Origin of the sequence: Nocardia sp. NPDC046763, from assembly GCF_040645495.1 — a bacterium.
Classification (GTDB): domain Bacteria; phylum Actinomycetota; class Actinomycetes; order Mycobacteriales; family Mycobacteriaceae; genus Nocardia.
The window spans coordinates 159912-178815 of record NZ_JBEYYI010000014.1 but is presented as its reverse complement, the minus strand read 5'-3'; the positions used below and the strand labels follow the sequence as shown (position 1 = coordinate 178815).

The 18904-nt window shown below is 66.5% G+C and carries 18 protein-coding genes, 1 tRNA gene and 1 pseudogene; 14 read left to right on the top strand and 6 right to left on the bottom strand.

The window, feature by feature from the left end; genetic code table 11:
- Window positions 1–146: 146 nt before the first annotated feature.
- The 9 genes from trpC (at window position 147) to ABZ909_RS23415 (ending at window position 8998) form a co-directional block, all read left to right on the top strand.
- On the top strand, window positions 147–965 hold the full coding sequence (gene trpC, locus ABZ909_RS23455; RefSeq protein WP_357003005.1) for an indole-3-glycerol phosphate synthase TrpC: 819 nt from the start codon (window positions 147–149) through the stop codon (window positions 963–965).
- Window positions 966–1003: 38 nt separating this feature from the next.
- Complete coding sequence (gene trpB, locus ABZ909_RS23450) at window positions 1004–2284, top strand: tryptophan synthase subunit beta (RefSeq protein WP_357003003.1); 1281 nt, start codon at window positions 1004–1006, stop codon at window positions 2282–2284.
- A complete protein-coding gene (trpA, locus tag ABZ909_RS23445) occupies window positions 2281–3081 on the top strand; it encodes a tryptophan synthase subunit alpha (protein ID WP_357003001.1) in 801 nt (266 codons plus the stop codon). The genes trpB and trpA overlap by 4 nt, the downstream gene beginning before the upstream one ends.
- 193 nt (window positions 3082–3274) lie before the next feature.
- The gene (gene lgt, locus ABZ909_RS23440; protein WP_357002999.1) at window positions 3275–4453 is read left to right on the top strand and encodes a prolipoprotein diacylglyceryl transferase; all 1179 of its coding nucleotides are present in this window, start codon (window positions 3275–3277) and stop codon (window positions 4451–4453) included.
- A 20-nt stretch (window positions 4454–4473) separates the two neighbouring features.
- Window positions 4474–4914: an NINE protein gene (locus ABZ909_RS23435; RefSeq protein WP_357002997.1), complete on the top strand. Its 441-nt coding sequence runs from the start codon at window positions 4474–4476 to the stop codon at window positions 4912–4914.
- 198 nt (window positions 4915–5112) lie between these two features.
- Window positions 5113–5868, top strand: a complete 756-nt coding sequence (locus tag ABZ909_RS23430; protein WP_357002995.1) for a transporter substrate-binding domain-containing protein — start codon at window positions 5113–5115, stop codon at window positions 5866–5868.
- A 21-nt stretch (window positions 5869–5889) separates the two neighbouring features.
- The gene (locus tag ABZ909_RS23425; RefSeq protein WP_357002993.1) at window positions 5890–6558 is read left to right on the top strand and encodes an amino acid ABC transporter permease; all 669 of its coding nucleotides are present in this window, start codon (window positions 5890–5892) and stop codon (window positions 6556–6558) included.
- 90 nt (window positions 6559–6648) lie between these two features.
- Window positions 6649–8073 (top strand): pyruvate kinase, encoded by a 1425-nt coding sequence (pyk, locus tag ABZ909_RS23420; RefSeq protein ID WP_357002991.1) that lies wholly within the window; start codon window positions 6649–6651, stop codon window positions 8071–8073.
- Window positions 8074–8086: 13 nt separating this feature from the next.
- Window positions 8087–8998: an acyl-CoA thioesterase II gene (locus tag ABZ909_RS23415; RefSeq protein ID WP_357003097.1), complete on the top strand. Its 912-nt coding sequence runs from the start codon at window positions 8087–8089 to the stop codon at window positions 8996–8998.
- 216 nt (window positions 8999–9214) lie between these two features.
- On the opposite strand, the gene ABZ909_RS23410 is transcribed toward ABZ909_RS23415, so the two are convergent.
- The 6 genes from ABZ909_RS23410 to ABZ909_RS23385 form a co-directional block, all read right to left on the bottom strand.
- On the bottom strand, window positions 9215–9577 hold the full coding sequence (locus ABZ909_RS23410) for a hypothetical protein (protein ID WP_357002989.1): 363 nt from the start codon (window positions 9575–9577) through the stop codon (window positions 9215–9217).
- Window positions 9578–9770: 193 nt separating this feature from the next.
- A complete protein-coding gene (locus ABZ909_RS23405; protein WP_357002987.1) occupies window positions 9771–10460 on the bottom strand; it encodes a low molecular weight phosphatase family protein in 690 nt (229 codons plus the stop codon).
- A 60-nt stretch (window positions 10461–10520) separates the two neighbouring features.
- The gene (locus ABZ909_RS23400) at window positions 10521–11198 is read right to left on the bottom strand and encodes a phenylacetaldoxime dehydratase family protein (protein WP_357002985.1); all 678 of its coding nucleotides are present in this window, start codon (window positions 11196–11198) and stop codon (window positions 10521–10523) included.
- Window positions 11199–11343: 145 nt separating this feature from the next.
- The gene (locus ABZ909_RS23395; RefSeq protein WP_357002983.1) at window positions 11344–11673 is read right to left on the bottom strand and encodes a hypothetical protein; all 330 of its coding nucleotides are present in this window, start codon (window positions 11671–11673) and stop codon (window positions 11344–11346) included.
- 279 nt (window positions 11674–11952) lie between these two features.
- Window positions 11953–12963 (bottom strand): glycosyltransferase, encoded by a 1011-nt coding sequence (locus tag ABZ909_RS23390; protein WP_357002981.1) that lies wholly within the window; start codon window positions 12961–12963, stop codon window positions 11953–11955.
- A gap of 232 nt (window positions 12964–13195) precedes the next feature.
- Window positions 13196–13282: transfer RNA gene (locus ABZ909_RS23385), tRNA-Leu, on the bottom strand.
- A 220-nt stretch (window positions 13283–13502) separates the two neighbouring features.
- Between ABZ909_RS23385 and ABZ909_RS23380 the strand changes: the two genes are divergently transcribed.
- From ABZ909_RS23380 to ABZ909_RS23360, 5 genes and pseudogenes are all read left to right on the top strand, one after another.
- Window positions 13503–14126: an ANTAR domain-containing response regulator gene (locus ABZ909_RS23380; RefSeq protein WP_213560578.1), complete on the top strand. Its 624-nt coding sequence runs from the start codon at window positions 13503–13505 to the stop codon at window positions 14124–14126.
- A 279-nt stretch (window positions 14127–14405) separates the two neighbouring features.
- Window positions 14406–15584: a branched-chain amino acid ABC transporter substrate-binding protein gene (locus ABZ909_RS23375; RefSeq protein WP_357003095.1), complete on the top strand. Its 1179-nt coding sequence runs from the start codon at window positions 14406–14408 to the stop codon at window positions 15582–15584.
- A gap of 75 nt (window positions 15585–15659) precedes the next feature.
- The gene (locus tag ABZ909_RS23370) at window positions 15660–16700 is read left to right on the top strand and encodes a branched-chain amino acid ABC transporter permease (RefSeq protein WP_357002979.1); all 1041 of its coding nucleotides are present in this window, start codon (window positions 15660–15662) and stop codon (window positions 16698–16700) included.
- Window positions 16697–17929, top strand: a complete 1233-nt coding sequence (locus ABZ909_RS23365) for a branched-chain amino acid ABC transporter permease (protein WP_357002977.1) — start codon at window positions 16697–16699, stop codon at window positions 17927–17929. Before ABZ909_RS23370 ends, ABZ909_RS23365 begins: the two co-directional genes overlap by 4 nt.
- Window positions 17926–18879, top strand: a pseudogene (locus ABZ909_RS23360) (ABC transporter ATP-binding protein); the annotation flags it as partial. The gene ABZ909_RS23365 and the pseudogene ABZ909_RS23360, both read left to right, overlap by 4 nt.
- Window positions 18880–18904: the final 25 nt, after the last annotated feature.

Below are 18904 nucleotides of genomic sequence, written 5' to 3'. Positions count from 1 at the left end.
GGGTGGGGGACCGGCAGCGTCGCCGGTACCCGCCCCGCTGTCAAGCACGGGAACATAGCCATTTACTCTTTATCAGCATCGGTGAGACAGCGCCTGGGGGGATTCTCAGGCAGCAAGTCCGTCTCCCCAGAAAGGATTCGAGCCAGATGACGGTACTCGACTCGATTCTCGACGGGGTCCGCGCGGATGTGGCCGCTCGGGAAGCCCTTCTGGATTTCCAGGCAGTGAAGGCAGCCGCCGCACAGGCCAAGTCCCCGCGTGACGCCAAGGCCGCCCTGCACGCGGAGGGGATCGGAGTGATCGCCGAGGTGAAGCGGGCCAGTCCCTCCAAGGGTGCGATCGCGGACATCGCGAACCCCGCAGACCTGGCCCGGGCCTACGAGGACGGCGGCGCGCGCATCATCAGCGTGCTGACCGAGCAGCGCCGCTTCGGCGGTTCCCTCGCGGATCTCGACGCGGTCCGCGCGGCGGTGGACATTCCGATCCTGCGCAAGGACTTCATCGTCGGCCCGTACCAGATCCACGAGGCCCGCGCCCACGGCGCGGACGTGATTCTGCTGATCGTGGCCGCCCTGGAGCAGGACGTGCTGTCCTCGCTCATCGACCGCACCGAATCGCTCGGCATGACCGCGCTGGTCGAGGTGCACACCGAGGAGGAGGCCGACCGCGCCCTCGAGGCCGGCGCCAGCGTGATCGGCGTGAATGCCCGCAACCTCAAGACCCTCGAGGTGGACCGGGATGTGTTCGCGCGCATCGCCCCCGGCCTGCCCAGTGAAGTGATCCGGGTGGCCGAGTCCGGCATTCGCGGCACCGCCGACCTGCTGGCCTACGCCGGCGCGGGTGCGGACGCCGTGCTCGTCGGTGAGGGCCTGGTGACCAGCGGCGACCCGCGCGCCGCGGTGGCCGAGCTGGTGACCGCCGGAACCCACCCCTCGTGCCCGAAGCCGGTTCGCCGGGGACGGTGAAAGAGCCGATGACTCAACTCGACGGAGTTTATTCCGAAATGGCCTCCGGCAAGAATGTTCTCGGCCTCCCGCAGGCCAGTGACGGCATCACGCACAAGAGCCACGAACCCGATCTGGGCGGGCACTTCGGCGTGTACGGCGGGCGGCACGTACCCGAGGCGCTGATGGCCGTGATCGAAGAGGTCACCGCCGAATACGACAAGGCCCGCGTCGATCCCAACTTCCTCGACGAGCTGGATCGCCTGCAGCGCGACTACACCGGGCGTCCGTCGCCGGTGTTCGAGTGCAAGAACCTGGCGCAGCACGCCGGCGGCGCACGCATCCTGCTGAAGCGGGAAGACCTGAACCACACCGGTTCTCACAAAATCAACAATGTGCTGGGTCAGGTGCTGCTGGCCAAGCGCATGAACAAGACCCGCGTCATCGCCGAGACCGGCGCGGGCCAGCACGGCGTCGCCACCGCCACCGCGTGCGCGCTACTCGGTATCGAGTGCGTCATCTACATGGGCGCGGTCGACACCGTGCGCCAGCAGCTGAACGTGGCCCGCATGCGGCTGCTCGGCGCCGAAGTCATCAGTGTGACAACGGGTTCGCAGACCCTCAAGGACGCCATCAACGAGGCGCTGCGCGACTGGGTCACCAATGCCGAGCAGACCTACTACTGCTTCGGCACCGCTGCGGGCCCGCACCCGTTCCCGCTCATGGTGCGCGACTTCCAGCGCATCATCGGCCTGGAGGCGCGCCAGCAGGTGCAGGCCCTGACCGGCCGCCTGCCCGACGCCGTAACCGCCTGTGTCGGTGGCGGTTCCAATGCCATCGGCATCTTCCACGCCTTCCTCGACGATCCGGGCGTGCGCCTGATCGGCTACGAGGCTGCGGGCGACGGTATCGAAACCGGCCGCCACGCAGCGACTTTCACCGGCGGCACCCCGGGCGCGTTCCAGGGCGCGTACTCCTACCTGCTCCAGGACGAAGACGGCCAGACCATCGAATCCCATTCGATTTCGGCCGGTCTGGACTACCCGGGCGTCGGCCCGGAGCACGCCTACCTCAAGGACATCGGCCGGGCGGAGTACTACCCGATCACCGACACCGAGGCCATGGACGCGCTGCTGCTGCTGAGCCGTGCCGAGGGCATCATTCCGGCCATCGAGTCCGCGCACGCGGTCGCGGGCGCGGTGAAACTCGGCAAGGAGCTCGGCGAGGGCGCGATCATCGTGGTGAACCTGTCCGGTCGCGGTGACAAGGACATGGACACCGCTGCCGAGTGGTTCGGGCTGTTCGACAAGGCCGAAGAGAACGCAGGGGAGAAGCAGTGAGCCAGCAGTCCCGCCTCGCGAACACCTTCGCAGCCGCCCGCGAGGAGAACCGCGCCGCGCTCATCGGCTACCTGCCCGCCGGGTACCCGGACCTCCAGGGTTCCATCGACGTGTGCAAGGCCATGGTCGAATCCGGTTGCGACATTATCGAAGTCGGCGTCGCCTACTCCGATCCCGTGATGGACGGCCCGACCATCCAGCATGCCGCCGAGCAGGCGCTCGCCGGCGGTGTCCGGGTGCGCGACGTGTTCAAGGTCGTGGAGGCCATCTCCCAGGCGGGCGGCAAGGCCGTCGTCATGACCTACTGGAACCCGGTGCTCAAGTACGGCGTCGACAGCTTCTCCCGCGATCTGGCGGCGGCGGGCGGCCTCGGCCTGATCACGCCCAACCTCATTCCGGAGGAGGCGGACGACTGGTTCGTGGCATCCTCGACCCACAATCTGGATCGCATCTTCCTGGTCGCACCGTCGTCCACCGAGGAGCGCCTGGTCAAGACCCTGGAAGCCAGCAAAGGTTTCGTGTACGCGGCCTCGACCATGGGTGTGACCGGTGCGCGCGACGCGGTGTCCTCCATGGCCCCGGCCCTGTGCGCGCGGGTGCGCAGCCACTCCGATATTCCGATCGGCGTGGGCCTGGGTGTGCGCAATGGCGCGCAGGCGGCCGAAATCGCCTCCTACGCCGACGGTGTCATCGTGGGCTCGGCCCTGGTGTCGGCGGCGGCGCAGGGTCTGGACGCGGTCCGGGCGCTGACGGCGGAGCTGGCGCAGGGCGTCCGCTCGGCGGCGGTCTCCTCGTAACCGAGGCAATACCCAAGGGTGCGTACCGAATTCGGTACGCACCCTGCTGCGTTGTCCGGCGGTGCGGGAATGCGCGCCGCTTCGTATATCCGTTGCGTTACCGGGTGCCGGTGCGACCCCCGGCGGCGAATCCCACGCCGCGCGCCGACCTGAGACAGCACTCCGCGGGCCTGTTGGGCTACGGTGGGGACTCGTGACCTTACGAGCCCTTGCCGAGAGCACCGGCGCCGATGTCCTGGCCTACATTCCCAGCCCGCCGCGCGGGGTCTGGAACATCGGGCCTTTCCCGCTGCGGGCATACGCCATCTGCATCATCCTCGGCATCATCGCGGCCATCTGGCTGGGCGAGAAGCGCTGGGTGGCGCGCGGCGGCCAGACCGGCATGGTGCTCGACGTGGCCATGTTCGCGGTGCCGTTCGGCCTGATCGGCGGGCGGCTCTACCACGTGGCCACCGACTGGCAGAAGTACTTCGGCGCCGACGGTCACCCCATCAACGCGCTCAAGATCTGGGAGGGCGGCCTCGGCATCTGGGGCGCGGTGCTGCTCGGCGGCATCGGCGCCTGGATCGGCTGCCGGGTATACCGGATTCCGTTGCCCGCCTTCGGCGACGCCATCGCTCCGGGCATCCTGCTGGCCCAGGCCATCGGCCGGCTCGGCAACTACTTCAACCAGGAACTCTACGGCCGCGAGACCAAGGTGCCGTGGGGCCTGGAAATCTTCCTGCGCTACGACCACAGCGGCCAGCTGGACATGATGAACGGCACCGCCGCGGGCGCGGCGGAGAAGATCGTGCAGCCCACCTTCCTCTACGAGCTGATCTGGAACCTGCTCGGCGTAGCCGTGCTGCTCTACCTGGACCGCAAGTTCCGCATCGGCCACGGCCGCCTGTTCGCGCTCTACGTGGCGATCTACTGCTTCGGCCGCTTCTTCGTGGAGCTGCTGCGCAACGACGAGGCCACCCACATCGCGGGCATCCGCATCAACTCCTTCACCTCCGCGATCGTATTCGTCTGCGCCGTAGCCTATTTCCTGTTCGCCACCAAGGGCCGCGAGACCGCCGACCAGCTGCGCGCCGGCGTGGAACGGCCCTGGCCGTGGCAGTTCGGTGCGCTGCGCGCGTTCGGGGCGACGGGTACGGCGGCCGGAACCGGCTCGGCGGCAGGGGATTCGAAGGCGGCCGTCACCGAGGTCGACGAGCCGACCGCCAAGGAATCCACAGGCGACGCCGGACCGGAATCCCCGGCCGCCGGCAACGAATCCGAGACCGAGCGCGATATCCCTTCCGAAACCGGCGATTCCGAGCCGGAGGAGACGGAGTCCACCGCGGTCGACCAGGCGAAGTCGGTCGAGTCCGGCAAGAATGGCTCCTGACCGCGATCAGGAGGACGTGAGTGACCGACCCATTCGACCAGCCACCGATGCAGGACGGGCCGCAGTACGGCGCTCCCGGCACCGGCCCGCAGTACGGGCAGCCCTACAGTCAGCAGCCGTACCCGGGCCGGCAACCCTACGGTCAGCCGGGTCAGCCGTACGGCCAGCCGATGCCGTACCCGATCCCGGGTCCGGCCGGGCCCTACGGCGGTGACCCGGAAGCCCCGTACGGCCGGGACGCGTTCGGAGTTCCGTTCTCGGACAAGAGCAAGCTCACCGCGGGCCTGCTGCAGATCTTCATCGGGCACTTCGGTGTCGGCCGGTTCTATCTGGGCTACACCACGATCGGCGTGCTCCAGTTGATCACCTGCGGCGGCTGCGGCATCTGGTCGCTGATCGACGGCATTCTCATCCTCACCGGCAAGGTCCCCGACCTGCAGGGTCGCCCGCTGCGCGATTGACAGCACCGGGAGGTTCGCGGCGCAAGCGCGGGGAGGCAGGGCGCTCGTTCTGGACTGCGCTCCGCCTCCCCGCGCTCGGAGCGGGGGAGCGAAGCGGAGGGCAAAATGGACACAGCCGTGCCGCCCGGTCGGTCCGCGGCGTACCCTTTGTCGGTTGTTTGTCGCGTGGTCACCCATGCCCGAGGAGAGGTCCCCGTCGTGCGCCGTAAGCTCGCCGCCGTCATGCTCGCCGTTGTCGCCGCCGCAGGGCTCGTCGCATGTAGCTCGAGCAAGGATGACGCGAACACGCTCAAAGTCGGCACCGAGGGTAACTACTCCCCGTTCACCTACCAGGACAACGGCACCCTCACCGGCTACGACGTCGATGTCATCAAGGCCGTCGGCGACAAGATCGGCAAGAAGGTCGAATTCACCACCGCCCCCTGGGACTCGCTGTTCGCCGCACTGGAATCCAAGCGCGTGGACCTCATCGCCAATCAGGTCACCATCAAACCCGAACGCGAGCAGAAGTATTCGCTCTCCCAGCCCTACACCGTCTCCGAGGGCGTCATCGTCACCAAGACCGGCAATGACGGCGTCCACGCCCTGGCCGATCTGAACGGCAAGACCTGCGCCCAGTCCGAAACCTCCAACTGGGCCGACACCGCCAAGGGCGCCGGCTGCAAGGTCGAGGCCATCCCCGGCTTCGTGGAGGCGGTGCAGCTGCTCAAGACCGGCCGCGCCGACGCCACCGTCAACGACACCCTCGCGGTCAACGCCTACACCAAGCAGCAGGGCACCGGCACCATCCAGATCGTCGGCAAAACCGGCGAGGTCTCCAAGCAGGCCTTCGCCGCCCGCAAGGACTCCCAGGCGCTGACCGATCAGGTGAACAAGGCGCTCGACGAACTGCGCGCCGACGGCACCCTCGCCAAGATCTCCGACAAGTACTTCGGCACCGACGTCAGCAAGTAAGCGACACAGGGCAATTCGACGATGGACGACGCCACCTGGGCGCTGGTGCGGCACAACCTCTGGCCCATGCTGGAGGCCACGGTCACCAAGACGCTGCCGCTGACCGCCATCAGCTTCGTGATCGGCCTGGTGATAGCGCTGTTCGTCGCGCTGGCCCGGATGTCGAGCGTGTGGCCGCTGCACGCGGCCGCGCGCTTCTACATCTCGATCATCCGCGGCACGCCGCTGTTGGTGCAGCTGTTCATCATCTTCTTCGGCCTGCCCGCGTTCAATATCGTGCTGCAGCCGTTTCCGGCGGCGATCATCGCGTTCAGCCTGAATGTCGGCGGCTATGCGGCGGAAGTCATTCGGGCCGCGATCCTTTCGGTGGCCCAGGGTCAGTGGGAGGCGTCCTACTCGGTCGGCATGAACTACGCGCAGGCGCTGCGGCTGGTCATCCTGCCGCAGGCCTCCCGCATCGCGGTGCCCCCGCTGTCCAACACCCTCATCTCGCTGGTGAAGGACACGTCGCTCGCTTCCACCATTCTGGTGACCGAGTTGCTGCGCACCGCGCAAATGGCCGCCGCGCCCACCTTCGACTTCTTCGCGCTCTATGGCGTCGCGGCAATCTACTACTGGGTAATATGCCTGGTCCTCGGCTTCGGTCAGACCCGATTGGAAACCCGTCTGGCCCGGCACGTTGCGCGTTGATCGTGGGATAGCTGAACGGCTGCTTACGAGATCCGTATATGTGTGTGCCGGGGTAAGCATGAGGGTTGTCACAGGTCTAGGGTTGAACGGGTGATGCGACGAACGAAGATTGTGTGCACCCTCGGACCAGCAGTGTCATCCGAGGACCGGATTCGTGAGCTCGTCGAAAGTGGCATGGACGTTGCGCGCCTGAACTTCAGCCACGGCGAGCACTCCGATCATGCCGAGAACTACAAGAAGGTGCGCGCCGCCAGCGATACCGCCGGCCGCGCTGTCGGTATCCTCGCCGACCTGCAGGGCCCGAAGATCCGGCTGGGCCGGTTCGAGGGCGACGGCAAGACCGTCTGGAACACCGGCGAGGAAGTCCGTATCACCGTCGACGACATCGTAGGAACTCACGACCGGGTTTCCACCACCTACAAACACCTCGCCAAGGACGCCAAGCCCGGCGACCGGCTGCTCGTGGACGACGGCAAGGTCGGGCTGACCGTGCTGCGTGTCGAGGACAACGACGTCATCTGCCGGGTCACCGAGGGCGGCCCCGTCTCCAACAACAAGGGCGTCTCGCTGCCCGGCATGGATGTGTCCGTGCCCGCGCTGTCCGAAAAGGACATCGACGACCTGGAATTCGCCCTGAAGCTGGGCGTGGACTTCATCGCGCTGTCCTTCGTGCGCTCGCCCTCCGATGTGGAGTTGGTGCACGACATCATGGATCGTGTGGGCCGCCGGGTGCCGGTCATCGGCAAGCTCGAAAAGCCCGAAGCCATCGACAATCTGGAAGCCATCGTGCTGGCCTTCGACGCCATCATGGTCGCCCGCGGCGACCTCGGCGTGGAGCTCCCGCTCGAGCAGGTGCCGCTGGTGCAGAAGCGCGCGGTGCAGATGGCGCGCGAGAACGCCAAGCCGGTCATCGTGGCCACCCAGATGCTGGAGTCCATGATCACCAACTCCCGCCCGACCCGCGCCGAGGCCTCCGACGTGGCCAATGCCGTGCTCGACGGCGCGGACGCGGTCATGCTCTCCGGTGAGACCTCGGTCGGCGACTACCCGATCGAGGCCGTGCGCACCATGGCCCGCATCGTGCACGCCGTGGAATCCGAGTCCTCGACCCGGGTGCCGCCGCTGACCCACGTGCCGCGGACCAAGCGCGGTGTCATCTCCTACGCCGCCCGCGATATCGGCGAGCGGTTGAATGCCAAAGCGCTGGTTGCCTTCACGCAGTCCGGTGACACGGTGCGCCGCCTGGCCCGCCTGCACACCCCGCTGCCGCTGCTGGCCTTCACCCCGCAGGCCGCGATTCGGAGTCAGCTCGCCTTGACGTGGGGCGTGGAAACGTTCATCGTTCCTCCCGTGGGCACGACCGACGAGATGATCCACCAGGTGGACAACGCGTTGCTCTCGATCGGCCGGTACAAGAAGGGTGACCTCGTGGTCATCGTGGCCGGCTCGCCGCCGGGTACCGTCGGGTCCACCAACCTGATCCACGTGCATCGCATCGGCGAGGAGGACCACTAATTTGAATGCGTCGCTGGACGCGACGTCTTCGGACGTCGTCGCGGACCCCGAGGGGACCGGTCGATCCGACGATCTGCGGGAGCTGCTGCGCCTGCTCGATCTGGAGGAGAACGGCCCCGACATCTTCCTCGGTCACCATCCCGAGAAGGTGTGGAGCCGCACGTTCGGCGGCCAGCTGGTCTCGCAGGCGATCATCGCCGCGGGACGGACGGTGGGTCCGGAGCGCCCGATCCACGCGGTCAACGCGCACTTCGTGCGTGGCGGAGACCCGAAGCAGCCGATCGAATACCACGTCGACCGGCATCGGGACGGCCGCTCCATCGCCAACCGCACGGTCACGGCGTACCAGGACGGGCAGGAGCTGTTCGTCATGCTCGCCGCCTTCCAGGACTGGGGCAAGGGGCTCGAGCACGGCGCGCCCCTGCCCGACGTCCCGGGGCCGGATGACCTTCCGCGCGTGGAGGAGTCGTTCTCGGGTCTGGAGGACAAGCTCCAGATGTTCGTCAACGCACCGCATCCCATCGAGATGCGCTACACCAACGACCCGGCCTGGATCCTCAAGGGCAAGGGCGAGAGCCTCGGCCACAACCGGGTCTGGATGCGCACCGACGGGCAGTTGCCCGATGACCCGCTGATTCACGTTGCGGCGCTGGCGTATTCGTCCGATACCACGGTGCTGGACTCCATCATCACCACACACGGGTTGTCTTGGGGCTGGGATCGCATCATCGCGGCCACGGTGAACCACTCCATCTGGTTCCACCGGCCCTTCCGCTTCGACGACTGGTCGCTCTACGCGACCGAGTCCCCGGTGGCGGCGGGTTCCCGCGGCCTGGCCCGCGGCCACTTCTACGCCCGGAACGGCGACCTGCTCGCGACGACCGTGCAGGAAGGCGTGATCCGCCACTTCCCGGCGCGACGCTGAGACGCGAGCGCTCGGACAACGACGCACAAATGATCGGGCCGTGCCCTTCGGGGCGCGGCCCGACGCGCGTTCCAGGCGATGGGTGTGGCGCGTTCCGGGTGTCGGGCAGGGCGAATCTCGGGTGTGGGCAGGGCGAATCTCGGGGGTCCGGGGGCGGAGCCCCCGAAATCTCCAGGGGGTTCGGGGGCGAAGCCCCGGAGAGTCCCGAGAGTTGGCCTAGATCAACTCGCGGTTTTCTTCGAGTTCGAAGTTCTCGCGCTGCAGGGCGTGCACGATGTAGGGGATCGGTTCGTCGGCGGACAGTTCCAGCACCAGGCGCTGCTCGAGCTTGGCGATGCCCGCCTTGGTTAGTTGACGGGCCTCGCCCACCAGGCTGAGCGCGATCTCGTAAGTGCGGCGGGCGCCCGGCTCCACGCCGGGATTGTCCAGCCGCCACTGGGTTTCGAGCACGGTGTGGGTGGGTTCGTCGCACTCCACCGGGAGGGTGAAGCGCCACGCGAAGATATCTCGATCGGCGACGTATTCATCGACCACGCGGCACACGGTCTCGGTGACGCGGTGCAGGGTCTGAGGTGTCACGTAAACATGGAGCGAAACATCCGAAATTCGCTTCGGCATGTCCTTGGTCCTGTTCTTGTGTCGAACCACCGGCAGTGGCGTTCGGCGGAACGGATAGGTGTTCCGCGCGAGAGTGTAATCCCTTGCCGGACCAACCAGGCAGCAAGGTGTATTGACACGCGGGGTCCAGGGCCGGGGATGCCGGATTTGCCTGCTATCCGGCGGATTCCGCCGCGTGCCGGGTCGGTTCGACTGCCGGCCCGTAGTATTCGGCCGGCCGCGGGGGCTCTGCTCGCCTGCTCTGCTCGCCCCGACCGCCGTCTATCACCAGCAGCGGCGGCTGCCCGTCCGCGGCGCTGCGCGGGTGCAGCGTGGCCTGTGGATGCTGATGGGCGTGCAAGGCGAGCAGCAGCGGCACCAGCGCCTCGGCGATGCGGTCGCCGACATCGCAAAACTGTTGCGGCGACAGGCCGACCGGGTCGGAGATGTTCTCCCGGCCGACATACGCCAGATCGTTGCGCGCGGCGTGCAGTCCGACTACGGTGCGCGCGCCGCTGACCTTGGCGATCCGGTACGCCTCGAGCAGCGTGAAGGTGCGGGGGAGCGCCTCGGGCACGAGTTCGCGCACCTGGTCGCGAATCTTCTCGGTCATGGCCAGCACCAGATCGGCCCGGTGCACCATGTCGGCCTTGAGGCGCCGGGCCTTGAAATTGTCGGCGTTGCCGCCGAGGCCCACAATCGTCTGTGCGGCAAGGGGTTCCACGGGGAATCCGACCAGTGCGCGCACGCCGGCACTCTCGGCGGACAGCTCCTGTAGTCCGTGGTCGGCGGCCACCGCCAAGGTGAGGCGTTCGGCAATGACGGATCGGCAAACATTTCCGCTGCACACGAACAGCACATGCATGCGGATAACTTATGCCCGCCGTTGTCGCTTCGAAACAGTTCCGTGACCGAATCACACGTTTCAATCGCGATGTTCATCGCGCGGTCGAATGTCGCTCACCTGATGTTGGTTCTCGTTCACCGGAGTGTCCGATTGGCAACAGGTCAACGCCCCTGGAATCTGAGCATGCCCGTTCGCTTCCGGCAAATCAATAGCCGAACAGTTATTGGTGTCCACCGTGTCGTACAACGCGGATTCCGTTATCACGGGCGAGATTTCGGGCACGGCCCGATCTCCGGCCTGGATCGTATCGCCGACCCGGCCACGCGTCGAGAACAACCGCCCTCGAGCAGGGACGGTTCGTGCGAACCGGGCCAGCCCGGTGGGGGCGGACATATCGTCGTACACGGAATCGATTCCGCCCCTGGCGAAATAGGCCTCGTGCCAGAATCCGGTGCCGCCGGAATCCCGCAGGAATTGCTGCCACCATTGCCGGTGCGGGTCCGACCGCGTCCACCGTTCCAGGCTCTCCAGATCCCGCCAGTACTGCCGCGCACCCCAGTGCGGCGGCCACAGCGACCACACCACATCCTCGTGCGACAGGAGCCCGTCCGGCATATCGTGATGCGATCGATACAGCTTGGGGCCGACGCCCAGCAGCCGCAGGATTCCCCGCGGCCGGCGCACGCGCATCCCCAGCAGGATCACGACCAGATCCGGATATTCGGACAGGTCCGCGGTCATTCTCTTCACCCGCATTCGTGACCTCCGCACGCTTCGCTGATCTGTGCGGGACTACGGCGCCGCTGTGGTCGCGGTTCGAAACCGCTGTTCGATCGTCTTGACCGAAGTCTAGTCCGCTGTGTGGTGCGCTGCCGGAACGTGACGCGGCCCGGCGCGCCGACTAGGTGCTCAGTCGCAGGACAGCCGAATTGCCCTGGACGGCAACGATCTTCACGGTCAGGCCGTTCAGGAAGATGGTGCCACCGACCCCGGTCGAACCGGATACCGGCAACCCGAACACCGTCGTCGATGCGGTGACCAAGCCCGGGCTGATCTGCCCGATCCGGACACTGCTGATCCGGGAGAATCCGGGAACCGGAATCGTGGTCGGCCCGTCGACCCGGACCTCGCAATTGCCGTTGGAGCAGGCGCTGAGATCGGTCCCGTTCGAGGCCGCCGGCAGCCCGTCCGCCGGCTGGTTCGATTCCTTGGAAGACGTCGTCTTGACCACGGTCGTCTCTCCCGCCGTCGATCCTGCCCCGGCCGGTACCGCCGACCCGCCTGTTTCCGTCCCGCACCCAGCGCACAACGCCACAACCACCACCGCCAGGCCGACCCCGGCCGGCCCCACTTTCGCCCACGTGGATATCGGGATTCGCATGCAACCTCCACCATGCTCTCGGACCTACGGACACCGATGATGCGCGACGCGGCGGCCCGCCGTAGTGAAATCCGACTGTTCGCCCCGATTTATCCCCCGCCCGACCCGGTACGGGAGCCCGGGGTTCCCCTATCGGCTCGCGACGTAGTCGCGCAGCCGCTCGACGACCTCATCCGGCCCGGGCATCCGAGCGATCTCCGCCGCGACCGCCTCGGCCGCCTCCCGATAAGAATTGCCCCGCCGCGGCAGCAACGTCGCCGCCCGCTCGGCGACCGTATCCGCGTCGACCTCGCCGGCCCCGAGCTGAATCGCCGCCCCCACCGCCTCCAGCGCATCCGCATTGGCGAACTGATCGGCCCCCTGCGGCAGGACCAGTTGAGGCACTCCGAAATTCAACGCACCGAGCGTGGTCCCGCTGCCCCCGTGATGCACGACGAGATCGACATGGGGGAGTAGCCGAGACTGCGGCACCCACCCGTGAACACCGACATTGCCAGGCAGTGCACCGAGCTCGTCCGGATCCAGCCGCCCCGCGGCGACAATGACCTGGGCGTCGAGCCGAGACAGTCCGGATACGGCCTGCGTGAGCAGTCCCGGTGTGCCGAACACGGTGCCCAGCGTCAGATAGATCAGTGGCCGGGACGTCGGTATGCCCGGCAGCGCGGCGAGTTCCCCTTTCTCCGGATACGGAACCGGCCGCAACTCGATCCGTTCTTCTTTCAGAAATGCCTTGTCCTGCAGCGAGGCCGGGCAAATATCAATATGCGGCACCCGCTCCACGCCGGCGATCCCCAACGGATTCTCCAGCCTGATCCCCTCCGGAAACATCCGCCCGAACCCATGCCACACCCCCGGAATCCCCGCCCGCCGCGCCGCAATCGCCGCCCCCGGCACCCCCCACTCATGAATCACCAGATCGGGCCGCAACCGCTCCAAATCCCCCGCAATATCCCCCGCATACATCTCGGAAAAACAATCCCCCGGCCGAAACGCGCCCAACCCATGCCGCCCCATCACCCCGTGCATCCCCGCGCCCACTGCGAAATGCACCTCGCACCCCGCCTCCCGGGCCGCCACCGCCAACGGCACCAGCGGATACGCATGCCCCACAGTCGCAAGGCTGGCAAACACAACGCGCATCCCGCCACCCTAGCCCGTCAACCCAAGGTTGACCATCCCCGAACCCCCTGCCGGACACCACTTCTCACACCCCACCCCGGAACCCCCTGAGCGCGAGCCGAATTCCTCTGCCGGGCCGACTGTGCCCGAGCGGTTCAATGGAAGTCCCCGGACAGCGCAGAGCCGCCGACCCTCATTGGGAGTGCCCCCCGGAGTGGGGTGGGTGAATGATCTCCGGATCCGGAATCACAAGTGGTGCCGAGTGTGGGACTCGAACCCACACGTCCTTTCGGACAACGGTTTTTGAGACCGTCGCGTCTGCCAGTTCCGCCAACCCGGCGCACCGGGAACAAATGATAGCGGGTGGAGGGGGAAGAGACTAATCGAGGGGGTCCGGGGGCTACGGGGTTGTGATACTGGTCGGTTTGCCCTGGGTACGTGGGTTGTAGGGGCGGGTGAACGGTACTCTTTGGGTGACTCGATGCGTGCCGATCCTGCGAGGGTGGCGCAAGGCGAGGTGGCATCGGGTATCGGTATTCGGAAGCGACAGGGGTTCATCTATGGGAACGACAGCAGGGGGCGGTTCGAAGAAGGACGCTGCGGCGTCCGCCCCCAAGCGGGTGGTGGTTGCCGAGGACGAGGCGCTCATCCGGATGGACCTGGTGGAGATGCTCTCGGAGGAGGGCTATCACGTGGTGGGTGAGGCGGGAGACGGTCAGCAGGCCGTGGATCTCGCCGAGGAGCTACGGCCGGATCTGGTGATCATGGACGTGAAGATGCCGCGTCGGGACGGCATCGACGCGGCGGCCGAGATCGCGTCGAAACGCGTTGCGCCGGTGGTCATCCTGACTGCCTTCAGTCAGCGCGATCTGGTGGAGCGGGCGCGCGACGCGGGTGCGATGGCGTACCTGGTGAAGCCGTTCACCAAGTCGGATCTGGTGCCGGCCATCGAATTGGCCGCATCTCGATTCCATGAGATCGCGGCGCTCGAGAGCGAGGTCGCGAATCTGACCGACCGGCTCGAGACCCGCAAGCTGGTCGAGCGTGCCAAGGGTGTGCTGATGCAGACCCAGGGGCTGTCAGAGCCGCAGGCGTTCAAGTGGATACAGCGCACGGCCATGGATCGTCGCACCACCATGAAGGCGGTCGCGGAAGTGGTGCTGGAGAACCTCGCGCCGAAGTAAGACGCATTTGCCACGCCGTCGCCCTGTTGTTGCCGCTAATGCACTGGAGAAATTAACAGTGCGGTAACAGCAGGGCCTTCTGCTTTTGTTGCGATGTCACATGGATGATTCGAATGTGATGCGGAGCTAACGTAGCGGGGCTATGTTCTGGACGGGCCGATCGATGGGGCGGCCCTCCTCGGTCACCCCGGGGGAGCACAGAACATGAGGTGAATCGTGCTTGGTTCATTGACGCGCACGTCGTCCCTGCGACGCAGTCGCACGGCGCGAGCGGTGGTCATCGGAGCGGCGGCCGTACTCGCTCTGGCGTCGGCGGGATGTAGTAGCAAATCAACGGATAATTCGAGCGGCGGCTCGAATCTGACCATTCAGCCTCTCGTACAGGTGGACGGCCAGGGCAAGGAAGTTCCGGCGAAGGACACCAGCGCGGCCGCGGATCCGGCCGGCGACGGCAAGGGTAAGTGCGCACCTCAGACGATCGCGATGGCGGGCCCGCTCACCGGTGACAACGCCAACCTCGGCCTGAACATCATCCGCGGCGTGAAGCTGGCGCTGGACCAGCACAACAAGGCCAACCCGGGCTGCCAGGTGACGGTCAAGGAATTCGACACCGAGGGCGACCCGCAGAAGGCCACCCAGGTCATCCCGACCATCGTCAGCGATCCGTCGATCGTGGCCCTGATCGGCCCGACCTTCTCCGGTGAGACCAAGGCGACCGGCGCGATCCTCAACCAGGCCAATCTGCTGTCGCTGACGCCGTCGGCCACCAACGTCACCCTCACCACCAACGGCTGGAACAACTTCTTCCGCGGCCTGGGCAACGATGGCATCCAGGGTCCGGCCGTGGCCGGATACCTCAAGGGCACCGGCAAGTTCAAGAAGATCTGCGTCATCGCCGACGACTCGGATTACGGCACCGGCCTGGCCAAGACCGTCACCGAGGGCCTTGGTTCGATCGCCGACCCGAGCTGCGCGGCCAACGTCAAGCAGAAGGACAAGGACTTCTCCGCGACGGTGTCGAAGATGGCGTCGGCCAAGCCGGACGGCATCTTCTACGCCGGCTACTACGCCGAGGCGTCCCCGCTGGTCAGCCAGCTGCGCAATGGCGGCGTGACCGCGACCTTCATTTCCGACGACGGCACCAAGGACGTCGAGTTCGTCAAGCAGGCGGGCAATTCCTCCAAGGACGCGCTGCTGTCGTGCCCGTGTGGTCCGGCGTCGGACAAGTTCACTACCGCCTACAAGGCATTCAACAACTATGAACCGGGCACCTATTCGACCGAGGGCTACGACCTGACCACCATCGTGCTCAAGGGTATCGAGGCCGGTAAGGTCTCCCGCCCCGATCTGGTCGATTACGTGCGCAACTACGACGGCCAGGGCCTGGCCCGCGAATACAAGTGGGGCCCCACCGGTGAATTGGCGAACGCTTTGATCTGGATGTACCAGGTCAAGTAGCACTCACTATTCGGAACAGCGTGTGCCGAATCGGTTTCGGCGCACGCTGTTTTCCTCGGACGGCGAAAGTAACGAATGTCTGCACCCGCTCTGGCCGATGTGACCCTCCTCGCGAGCAGTTCCATCGAATTCAATGTCTCCGGCGTAGTCGACCAATTCTGGCGGCTGACAGTCGAAGGTTTGACGTACGGTTCGATCTACGCCCTGGTCGCGGTCGGATACACACTGGTCTACGGTGTGTTGCGCCTGATCAATTTCGCCCATTCGGAAGTTTTCATGCTGGGCATGTTCGGCCAGCTGGTCGGGTTGATGGTCTTCGGATTCGCCGCCAGCGGCGACGTGTATTCCCAGGGCGTCGTCTCGACCGTCATCTATCTGGGCGCCGCAATGGTTTTCGGCATGCTGGTTTCCGGCGCGGCCGCGGTGGGCCTGGAGCGGGTCGCGTACCGACCGCTGCGCAAACGCGGCGCGAAACCGCTGATCTTCCTGATCACCGCGATCGGAATGTCGTTCGTACTGCAGGAATTCGTGCACTACGTGCTGCCGAAGCTGACCAGCAACAAGCTCGGCGGCACCAATGCGCAGCAGCCGATCGTGCTGGTGAAGCCCACCGAGCAGTTCCAGATCTTTGGCGCCTCGGTCACCAATATCTCGCTGGTGATCGTGCTCGCGGCGATCGCGCTGGCGCTCACCACCGAATTGCTCATCAACAAAACGAAATTCGGCCGTAGCATTCGCGCGGTGGCGCAGGACCCCGATACCGCCACGCTGATGGGGGTCTCCCGGGAGCGGGTCATCATGCTGACCTTCCTCATCGGCGGTGTGCTCGCGGGTGCGGCCGCGCTGCTCTACACGCTCAAGATCCCCAACGGCATCATCTACAACGGCGGATTCATCCTGGGCATCAAGGCGTTCAGCGCCGCGGTGCTGGGCGGCATCGGCAACCTGCGCGGCGCGCTGCTGGGCGGCCTGCTGCTGGGTCTGGCCGAGGATTACGGGCAGATCCTGTTCGGCACGCAGTGGCGTGACGTGGTGGCCTTCGTGGTGCTGGTCGGCGTGCTGATGATTCGCCCGACCGGCATTCTGGGCGAGAGCCTGGGGAGGGCGCGGGCATGACGACGACGAAACCGGCCCCCATGCCACAGAATTCGCCCGCCGGGCGGGGCGTCGGCGACGCCGTCCGGAACTGGTGGGGCGGGCTGTCCCGCCCGGCGCAGTGGGCGTTCGGCGTCCCGGCGGTCATCGTGCTGGCCGTTCTGCCGTTGTTCAAGCTGCCGCTGCTGGACACCCCCGGCACCAGTTTCGGCGGGGTGATGGCGCAGTTCGCCATGTACGCCCTCATCGCCATCGGCCTGAATGTGGTTGTGGGACAGGCCGGTCTGCTCGACCTGGGATATGTCGGCTTCTACGCGGTCGGTGCGTATTCGGTGGGTCTGCTCACCAGTCCGAACAGCCCGTGGAACCAGACCAACGGCGGCTTCCTGGACCCCAAGTGGGCGTGGCTGGCGTGTGTGCCGATCGCGATCCTGCTGACGGCCATCTCCGGCCTGATCCTGGGTACGCCCACCCTGCGCCTGCGTGGCGACTACCTCGCCATCGTGACCCTCGGCTTCGGTGAGATCGTGCGCCTGCTGGCCGACAATCTGCCCGAGATCACCAATGGCAGCCTCGGGCTGTCGCGGATCCAGTATCCGAAGCTCGGCGAGTCGGACAGTCACCCCGGCGGTTACTTCTCCTCCGGCAACCTGGGCGATACGAGCAGCTGGAATCCGTTGGACCGGGCCAACTCCGGCACCTGGTGGTACTGGCTCGGCATCGTGCTGGTGGTCGGCGTCCTGATGCTGGTCGGCAATCTCGAGCGCAGCCGTGTCGGCCGCGCCTGGGTCGCCATCCGCGAGGACGAGGACGCCGCCGAGATCATGGGTGTGCCCACCTTCAAGTTCAAACTGTGGGCCTTCACCATCGGCGCGGCCATCGGCGGCCTGTCCGGCGCGCTGTACGCGGGCCAGGTGCAGTTCATCAACCCGGCGGGATTCAATGTCATCAACTCGATGCTGTTCCTGTGCGCGGTGGTGCTGGGCGGCCAGGGCAACAAGCTCGGCGTGATCGTCGGCGCGTTCCTGATCGTGTACCTGCCCAACCGATTCATGTCGGTGAATGTGGGCGGGCAGTCGCTGGGCGACTACAAGTATCTGTTCTTCGGACTCACGCTGGTGGTGGTGATGATCTTCCGGCCGCAGGGTCTGTTCCCGGCTCGGCAGAAACTGCTCGCCTACGGGCGGCAGGTGTATCGGGCGGTGCGACGGCCGGTGGTGGCCGCGCAGGCGACGGGAGCGGGGCAATGACGGGGCCGGGCGACGCGCTCTTCGACAACGAGGACATGGCCGCCGGGTATGCGGCGCCGGAGACCGAGCCCAGCGCGGGCACGCTGGACGTAACGGAGGTGCTGCCGGTCTACAAGGACCACGATGTGGTCGCGGAAGTCGTTGCGCCGCACCGGGAGATCGAGACCGCAATCGGCGCGCCGCTGCTGCGCACCGACGGGCTGACGGTGAAGTTCGGTGGTCTCACCGCGTTGGACGCCGTGAGCTTCGAGATCCGCCGCGGCGAGATCCTCGGGCTCATCGGACCCAATGGCGCGGGCAAGACGACCTGCTTCAACGCCATCTCCGGCGTGTACCGGCCCTCCGGCGGCACCGTCTACTTCGACGGCAAGCCGCTCACCAAGACCAAGCGCAACGAGATCACCCGCCTCGGTATCGCACGCACCTTCCAGAACATCCGGCTCTTCGGCGAGATGACCGCGCTGGAGAACGTGGTGGTGGGCGCGGACGCGCGGCACCGGACCTCGGTGCCGGGCGCCATCTTCCGCACCGCCCGGCACCGGAGCGAGGAACGCGACTCGCTCGAAAGAGGCATGGCGCTGCTGGAATTCGTCGGCATCGCCGCGCACGCGGTGGAGAAGGCGCGCAATCTGTCCTACGGCGATCAGCGCCGCCTGGAGATCGCCCGCGCGCTGGCGACGGAACCGAAGCTGCTGTGCCTGGACGAGCCGGCCGCAGGCTTCAACCCGAGCGAGAAGTCGGCGCTCATGGATCTGATCCGCAAGATCCGCGACGACGGCTACACGGTGCTGCTCATCGAGCACGACATGCGGCTGGTCATGGGCGTGACCGACCGCATCGTGGTGCTCGAGTTCGGCCGTAAGATCGCCGACGGGCTGCCGGACCGGATCCGCCAGGATCCGGCGGTGATCAACGCGTATCTGGGCGTGCCCGACGAGGCGGAGGTCGCGGACAGCGGCACCGACCAGGCCGCGA